Source organism: Streptomyces sp. NPDC086077 (genome assembly GCF_040686175.1).
Lineage (GTDB): Bacteria > Actinomycetota > Actinomycetes > Streptomycetales > Streptomycetaceae > Streptomyces.
On the sequence record NZ_JBFBJT010000227.1, the window covers coordinates 1 to 8,083 of the forward strand.

Here is an 8,083-nt window from a genome sequence, read left to right on the forward strand (position 1 = left end):
CGGCGATCGCCGGGCGCCCCCATCGTCGTCGAAGCGCCGTTACTACTCCCCGAGCAGGCGCCGCACCCGCTCCTGGCCCACCGCCAGCAGCAGGGTGGGCAGCCGCGGCCCGGTGTCCCGGCCCACCAGCAGGTGGTACAGGAGCGCGAAGAACGTCCGCTGCGCGGTCTTGATCTCCGGCGGCAGCTCCTTCGGCGTGGCGTCGGCGGAGAACCCGGCCTGGACCTTGGGCACCCCGTAGACCAGGTGGGTCAGCCCGTCCAGCGACCAATGCGCGGCCAGTCCGTCGAGCAGCAGCCGCACCGACCGCTGGGACGGCTCGTCGAGCGACTTGAGCAGCTCGGCGTCGGGCTCCTCGCGCACGATGGTGCGCTGGTCGGCGGGGACCTGTGTGTTGATCCACGCCTCGGCCTTGTCGTAGCGCGGCCGCACCTCGTCGAGCGAACCGAGGGGCTTGTCGGGCTCCAGCTCGCTCAGGATCCGCAGCGCCTGGTCCGCGTGCCCGGCGGTGATGTCGGCGACGGACGCGAGGGTCCGGTACGGCATCGGCCGCGGGGTGGCGGGCAGGTCACCGGCGGCCGTGCGCACCGCGCGGGAGTGCGCGGCGATGTCGGCCGGCAGCGCGGAGCCGTCGGCCACCTTGGCGTCGAGCTTGTCCCACTCGTCGTAGAGCCGCTGGATCTCCTGGTCGAAGGCGATCTTGAACGACTGGTTGGGCCTGCGCCGGGCGTACAGCCAGCGCAGCAGCTGCGGCTCCATGATCTTCAGCGCGTCGGCCGGAGTGGGCACGCCGCCCCGGGAGGACGACATCTTCGCCATCCCGGAGATCCCTACGAACGCGTACATCGGGCCGATCGGCTGCTTGCCGCCGAAGATCCCGACGATCTGGCCGCCCACCTGGAAGCTGGACCCCGGGGACGAGTGGTCGACACCGCTGGGCTCGAAGACGACGCCCTCGAAGGCCCACCGCATCGGCCAGTCGACCTTCCAGACCAGCTTGCCCCGGTTGAACTCGTTCAGCCGGACGGTCTCGGAGAAGCCGCAGGCCGTGCAGGCGTACGTCAGCTCGGTGGTGTTGTCGTCGTAGGAGGTGACGGTGGTGAGGTCCTTCTCGCAGTTGCCGCAGTAGGGCTTGTACGGGAAGTACCCGGCGGAACCGGAGCTGCCGTCGTCCTCGTTCGCCGCCCCGGACCCCTCCGCGGCCTCGATCTCGGCCTCGTCGACGGGCTTCTGCTGCGGCTTCTTCCCGCCCTTGGGCTTGGTCCGGTACTGCGCGAGCACGGCGTCGATGTCGCCGCGGTGCCGCATGGCGTGCAGGATCTGCTCGCGGTACACCCCGGAGGTGTACTGCTCGGTCTGGCTGATCCCGTCGAACTCGACGCCCAGCTCGCCCAGCGCCTCGACCATGGCCGCCTTGAAGTGCTCGGCCCAGTTCGCGTGCGGCGAGCCGGCGGGCGCCGGCACGGAGGTCAGCGGCTTGCCGATGTGCTCGCCCCAGGACTCGTCGACCCCGGTGACACCGGCGGGCACCTTCCGGTACCGGTCGTAGTCGTCCCACGAGATCAGATGCCGGACCTCCAGTCCCCGCCGCCGGATCTCGTCGGCCACGAGGTGCGGGGTCATGACCTCCCGCAGGTTCCCCAGGTGAATGGGGCCGGAGGGCGAGAGCCCGGACGCGACGACAACGGGTTTGCCCGGGGCCCGACGCTCCGACTCCTCGATGACCTCATCCGCGAAACGGGAGACCCAGTCGGTGGTCTCGGTGCTCAGAGCCACGATCGGCACGTCCTTCTTTCTGCGTCGGGCAGCCGGTACGGTCAAAGCGGCTGCGCCCCCAGTCTAGGCGGCTGAGCCGCCTCTCAAGGGGCGCGGGACCGTACCCCTGTGCGGCTCCGCCGCGTGGGCCCGATCAGCCCCCACCGCTCCGCGGCCGGAAAACCGCTTCACCCCCCGTGGGATACTGACCGTGTCTATCTGAACCCACGAGGAGAACGGCACCCACTCCATGGCCTCGGTCACGTCCCTCAGCGCCTCCGTCGAACAGCAGCTCACCTCCGCCATCTCCGCCGCCCTGCCGGAGACGGACGCGGACCCCCTGCTCCGACGCAGCGACAGGGCCGACTTCCAGGCCAACGGGATCCTGGCGCTCGCCAAGAAGGCCAAGGCCAACCCGCGCGAGCTGGCCACCCAGGTCGTCGCACGGATCACCACCGGCGACGTGATCAAGGACATCGAGGTCTCCGGCCCCGGCTTCCTCAACATCACGATCACCGACAAGGCGATCACGGAGATCCTGGCCGCTCGGTACGCGGACACCGCGCGCCTCGGTGTCCCCTACGCGGACGCGCCCGGCACGACGGTCATCGACTACGCCCAGCCGAACGTGGCCAAGGAGATGCACGTCGGTCACCTGCGCTCCGCGGTGATCGGCGACGCGGTCGTCCAGCTCCTGGAGTTCACCGGCGAGAACGTCGTGCGCAGGCACCACATCGGCGACTGGGGCACCCAGTTCGGCATGCTCATCCAGTACCTCGACGAGCACCCGCACGAGCTGGACCACGAGGCCTCCGAGGTCAGCGGCGAGGAGGCGATGTCGAACCTCGACCGCCTCTACAAGTCCGCCCGCAAACTGTTCGACTCCGACGAGGAGTTCAAGACGAGGGCGCGCCGCCGCGTCGTCGACCTCCAGGCCGGCGACCCGCACACGCTCGCCATGTGGCAGAAGTTCGTGGACGAGTCGAAGATCTATTTCTTCTCGGTCTTCGAGAAGCTGGACATGGAGGTCCGCGACCCGGACATCATCGGCGAGTCCGGCTACAACGACATGCTCGCGGAGACCTGCCGCCTCCTGGAGGAGTCGGGCGTGGCGGTCCGCTCCGAAGGGGCCCTCTGCGTCTTCTTCGACGACATCAAGGGCCCGGACGGCAACCCGGTCCCGCTGATCGTGCAGAAGTCGGACGGCGGCTACGGCTACGCGGCGACCGACCTCTCCGCGGTGCGCGACCGCGTCTTCAACCTGAAGGCGAACAGCCTGCTCTACGTCGTGGACGCCCGGCAGTCCCTGCACTTCAAGATGGTCTTCGAGACGGCCCGCAAGGCCGGCTGGCTGAACGACGAGGACGTGAAGGCGTACCAGCTGGCCTTCGGCACGGTCCTCGGCAAGGACGGCAAGCCCTTCAAGACCCGTGAGGGCGAGACGGTCCGCCTGGTCGACCTCCTGGACGAGGCGATCGACCGCGCCACGGCGGTGGTGCGGGAGAAGGACACCCAGGACCAGCTCTCCGAGGAGGAGATCGCCGAGCGCGGCGCCCAGGTGGGCATCGGCGCGGTGAAGTACGCCGACCTGTCCACCTCGGCGAACCGTGACTACAAGTTCGACCTGGACCAGATGGTCTCGCTGAACGGCGACACCTCGGTCTACCTCCAGTACGCGTACGCCCGTATCCGGTCGATCCTGCGCAAGGCCGGCGAGACCCGCCCGCAGCCCCACCCGGAGCTCGCCCTCCACGAGGCGGAGCGCGCACTCGGCCTGCACGTGGACGCGTTCGCGGAGACGGTGGCGGAGGCGGCCACGGAGTACGCCCCGCACAAGATGACGGCGTACCTGTACCAACTGGCGTCGCTGTACACGTCGTTCTACGACAAGTGCCCGGTCCTGAAGGCGGAGAGCCCGGCCCAGATCGAGAACCGCCTGTTCCTCTGCGACCTCACGGCCCGCACCCTCCACCAGGGCATGGCCCTGCTGGGCATCAGGACGCCTGAGCGGCTCTGAGACCTGTCCCGGCTGCGGGCGCAGTCCCTGACCGCCTCAGGATTCCGTGGGCCTGCTGGATCGCCCGCCAGGAGAGCAATGAGCACCCGAGCGCTTCAGTGGTTCACGTCGAGCCAGGGGATTCGCTGACCGATGGCCACCCTGCCCAACGCGCTGCCGAAGCTCGCCGCCGATCCCACCGGTCGCGCCCTCGGTCTCGGCCTCCCGCCCGGCAGGCTGACCGGCACCCTCCTCTGGCACGCGGACGCGGTCGCGGCCCCGGGCGACTGGGCGGCGTTCGGCAAGGCCCGCGCCGCGGGGCTCATCCCGCTCCTCATCGACGTCGGCGGCAGCCAGGGCGGTCCCGAGCGCTGGGAGCTGGTGCCCGACGCGGCCTCGTACCCCGGGGATCACGACCCGGAGGAGGTGCTGGCCGAGTACTGGGAGGACCTGGCGGACGACGACTGGCCGGGCCTGGCACCGGAACCCGAACCCGCCGGCCCCGACCCCGACGCGGTGGCCACGGACCTCGCCGAGCACCTGCTGACGGACGGGACCTGGCTCAAGGAGCCCCGCCTCGCCCTGGTCCCCGCCCGCCGCAGCGCGGACATCGCGGCGGCGATCGGCTGGTCGGGCCCCGTGAACCACGAGGACGACGTTGCCCGCCTCTGCGCGGTGCTCCGCTCCTGGGAGGACCGCTTCGGCATACGGGTCGTCGCGCTCACCTCCGACCAGCTGATCGTCTCCGTCGCGGCACCACCCACCACCCCCGAGGCGGCGCGGGCGGTGACGGCCGAGCACTACGCCTTCTGCCCGGACGACGTCGACCGGAGCGGCTTGCCCACCTTGGATGCTTACGCGGAGCAACTCATCGACCGGGAATTCTGGTCCTTCTGGTGGGACTGAGCCACATCCGGCACGAGAACGGGGCGACACGATGAGCGACAAGGCCAGGAAGCTGTTCGAGGCGCTCGACCTGGACAGGAACGGCACGCTGACCCGCGAGGAGGTCATCACCGCCCTGCGGACCAAGGGCCCGACGCTGGCCGCCTCGGGCGTGCTGCCGTTCTGGGGCGTGCGGGACGCCGACGCCTCCTCCGCGCTGTTCGACGCGGCCGACCAGAACGGGGACTCCGTACTCACCCTGGAGGAGTTCTCCGTGGTCGTGGACCGCCTTTTCGGCTGGCGCTGACATCTCCCGCACCTGGTGCGACGCTGGATACAGCACGTGACCGAGGGCACTCGGGAGGCTCGATGGGACGAGATGTCCCGGCGGTCGTCTTCACCCGTGAGGACCGCCGCCGGTACCGGATCAAGGTGCAGCAGTGCCTCGACGCGTTCGCCGTGATGCTCCGCGAGGCGCGGTTCGAGTCCGAGCGTCCGCAGGTCGGCCTGGAGATCGAGCTGAACCTGGTGGACGACCACGCCGAGCCGGCGATGCGCAACAGCGACGTACTGGAGGCGATCGCGGATCCCGCGTGGTCCACCGAGCTGGGCCGCTTCAACCTGGAGATCAACGTTCCGCCCCGCCGGCTGACCGAGGGCGGCCCGGACTCCTGGGAGACCGAGGTCCGCGCCGCGCTCAACCACGCCGACGAACGCGCCAGGTCGGTCGGCGCTCATCTGATCATGATCGGCATCCTTCCCACGCTCCAGCAGGAGCACGCCGGTGAGCGCGCGCTGTCCGAGAACCCGCGCTACCGGCTGCTCAACGACCAGGTCTTCGCGGCCCGGGGCGAGGACCTGCGGCTCGAGGTCGACGGCGTCGACCGGCTGCGGACGTACGCCGACACGATCACGCCGGAAGCCGCGTGCACCAGCACCCAGTTCCACCTCCAGGTCTCGCCGGAGGAGTTCCCCGGCTACTGGAACGCGGCGCAGGCCATCTCCGGCATCCAGGTCGCGCTGGCTGCCAACGCGCCGTTCCTGTTCGGCAAGGAGCTGTGGCACGAGACGCGTATCCCCCTGTTCGAGCAGGCGACCGACACCCGCCCGCAGGAGATCAAGGTGCAGGGGGTACGCCCCCGGGTGTGGTTCGGCGAGCGGTGGATCAACAGCGTCTTCGACCTCTTCGAGGAGAACCTGCGCTACTTCCCCGCCCTGCTGCCCCTGTGCGAGGACCAGGACCCCCTGGAGACGCTGGAGCAGGGCGACATCCCCGACCTCGGCGAGCTCACCCTGCACAACGGCACCGTCTACCGCTGGAACCGTCCGGTCTACGCCATCGCCCACGACAAGCCGCACGTGCGGGTGGAGAACCGGGTGCTGCCCGCCGGCCCGACCGTCGCCGACACCCTCGCCAACGGCGCGTTCTACTACGGCCTCACCCGTGCCCTGGTGGAGGAGGAACGGCCCGTGTGGTCCCGGATGTCCTTCGCGGCCGCCGAGGAGAACCTGCACACGGCGGCCCGGCACGGCATCGACGCACGGCTGTACTGGCCCGGGATGGGGGAGGTGCCGGTGACCGAACTCGTCCTGCGGCGGCTGCTCCCCCTCGCCCACCGCGGCCTGGAGCTCTCCGGCATGGACGACGCCTGGCGCGAGCCCCTGCTCGGCATCATCGAGCAGCGGTGCGTCACCGCCCGCAACGGCGCCCTCTGGCAGAAGGAGATGTTTCACCGGATGACGGCCTCCGCCGCCGGCCGTCACGAGGCCCTGCGCCGGATGACAGAGCTCTACATCGACTACATGCATCTCAACGCCCCGGCGCACACCTGGCCGGTCGACTGACACCGCGCGTGCCTAGCCCGTCACGGCCGTGTCCCACTTCTCGGCGCCGGCCACCACCTGGGGCCGCGCCCCGTCGAGGGCCACGGTGAACGGCACTACCCGGTGCTCCGCTTCGACGAGATGCAGTGGGTCCCCCAGCCGATCGCGGAGACCAAGCCGCAGGCCGTCCCGACCCTGGCCCCAGGCGAGTTTGGCTACGCGGGCGTCCTGCTCGCCGCGGCCGACGGCAGCGGCGAGGGCGGCACCACCGGCAGCCGGCTCACGGTCGCCTTGCAGGGCAGGACCCCGAACAGCTCCGGCGGCGCCTCCGACAGCTCCCTGCGGGTCCCCTACTGGCAGTCGACGGCGGACGCCGCTCTCTGCTAGGCCCTGTTCAACCGCTGGGCCACCTCGGTGGCCCAGTAGGTGAGGATGTTCCGCGCCCCGGCCCGCTTGATACCGGTCAGCGCCTCCAGGATCGCCCGCTCCCGGTCGATCCAGCCCTTCTCTGCGGCGGCCTCGATCATCGAGTACTCACCGGAGATCTGATACGCGACGACCGGCACGTCCACGGCGTCCGCGACGCGCGCCAGAATGTCCAGATAGGGCCCGGCCGGCTTCACCATCACCATGTCGGCCCCCTCCTCCAGATCGAGGGCCAGCTCCCGCAGCGACTCCCGAGCGTTGGCGGGATCCTGCTGATACGTCTTCCGGTCCCCCTGCAACGACGAGCCGACAGCCTCGCGGAAGGGCCCGTAGAAGGCCGACGCGTACTTGGCGGTGTAGGCCAGCACGGCCACGTCCTCGCGCCCGATCTGGTCCAGCGCGTCCCGGACGACCCCGATCTGCCCGTCCATCATCCCGCTCGGCCCCACCACGTGGGCCCCGGCGTCGGCCTGGACCTGAGCCATCTCGGCATACCGCTCAAGGGTCGCGTCGTTGTCGACGCGCCCGAACTCGTCCAGCACACCGCAGTGTCCGTGATCGGTGGTCTCGTCGAGACACAGATCGGACATCACGAGCAGCTCGTCCCCCACCTCGGCCCGCACATCCCGCAGAGCCACCTGGAGAATGCCGTCGGGATCGGTCCCCGGCGTACCGAGCGCATCCTTCTTCGACTCCTCCGGCACCCCGAACAGCATGATCCCGGAGACCCCGGCGGCCACCGCCTCGGCGGCGGCCTTCTTCAGACTGTCCCGGGTGTGCTGCACCACCCCGGGCATGGCCGCGATGGCCACCGGCTCACTCACCCCCTCCCGCACGAACGCGGGCAGGATGAGGTCGGCCGGATGCAGCCGGGTCTCGGCAACCATGCGCCGCATGACGGGAGAAGTCCGCAGCCGCCGCGGCCGCGCACCGGGAAAGGAACCGTACTTCGTCATGCGCTCTACGCTACGCCCGCCGCCCGACCGCCTTTGCCGACGCGACGTCGGACGAGCACCGCCCGCCGCCGCGGCGCCGCACCCGCCCACAGCCGGCAGGTGCTTCAGCAGCCCGGCACACCCGCACAGGCCGCCGCAGGCACGACGGCGGGGCCGCCCCAGGGCGGCGCGCGCGCGCACACCCCGCCCCCCACGTGGTAGCCGCCGCCGAGCGCCCCGCCCCCGCGGCCGAGGGGCCCGG

The 8,083-nt window shown here is 70.6% G+C and carries 6 protein-coding genes and 1 pseudogene; 5 read left to right on the forward strand and 2 right to left on the reverse strand.

Translation table 11 applies throughout. From position 1 onward, the window contains the following. Positions 1–42 precede the first annotated feature (42 nt). Positions 43–1,785, reverse strand: a complete 1,743-nt coding sequence (lysS, locus tag AB0O67_RS35225) for a lysine--tRNA ligase (RefSeq protein WP_365459484.1) — start codon at positions 1,783–1,785, stop codon at positions 43–45. Positions 1,786–2,005: 220 nt separating this feature from the next. Here lysS and argS point away from each other — a divergent pair, with 220 nt between their 5' ends. The 5 genes and pseudogenes from argS to AB0O67_RS35250 all read left to right on the forward strand — a co-directional run. After that, positions 2,006–3,772 carry an arginine--tRNA ligase gene (argS, locus tag AB0O67_RS35230; RefSeq protein WP_365459487.1) on the forward strand — a complete coding sequence of 589 codons (1,767 nt, stop codon included), beginning with the start codon at positions 2,006–2,008 and terminating at the stop codon, positions 3,770–3,772. Between the two features lie 132 nt (positions 3,773–3,904). Continuing rightward, complete coding sequence (locus AB0O67_RS35235; protein ID WP_365459490.1) at positions 3,905–4,657, forward strand: DUF4253 domain-containing protein; 753 nt, start codon at positions 3,905–3,907, stop codon at positions 4,655–4,657. 31 nt (positions 4,658–4,688) lie between these two features. Beyond that, complete coding sequence (locus tag AB0O67_RS35240; RefSeq protein ID WP_365459493.1) at positions 4,689–4,943, forward strand: EF-hand domain-containing protein; 255 nt, start codon at positions 4,689–4,691, stop codon at positions 4,941–4,943. Between the two features lie 62 nt (positions 4,944–5,005). Continuing rightward, positions 5,006–6,481: a glutamate--cysteine ligase gene (locus tag AB0O67_RS35245; RefSeq protein WP_365459496.1), complete on the forward strand. Its 1,476-nt coding sequence runs from the start codon at positions 5,006–5,008 to the stop codon at positions 6,479–6,481. 93 nt (positions 6,482–6,574) lie between these two features. After that, a pseudogene (locus AB0O67_RS35250) lies at positions 6,575–6,847 on the forward strand (DUF4232 domain-containing protein); the annotation flags it as partial. On the opposite strand, the gene hemB reads toward AB0O67_RS35250, so the two are convergent. Beyond that, a complete protein-coding gene (hemB, locus tag AB0O67_RS35255) occupies positions 6,844–7,842 on the reverse strand; it encodes a porphobilinogen synthase (RefSeq protein ID WP_365459499.1) in 999 nt (332 codons plus the stop codon). The pseudogene AB0O67_RS35250 and the gene hemB overlap by 4 nt on opposite strands. Positions 7,843–8,083 lie beyond the last annotated feature (241 nt).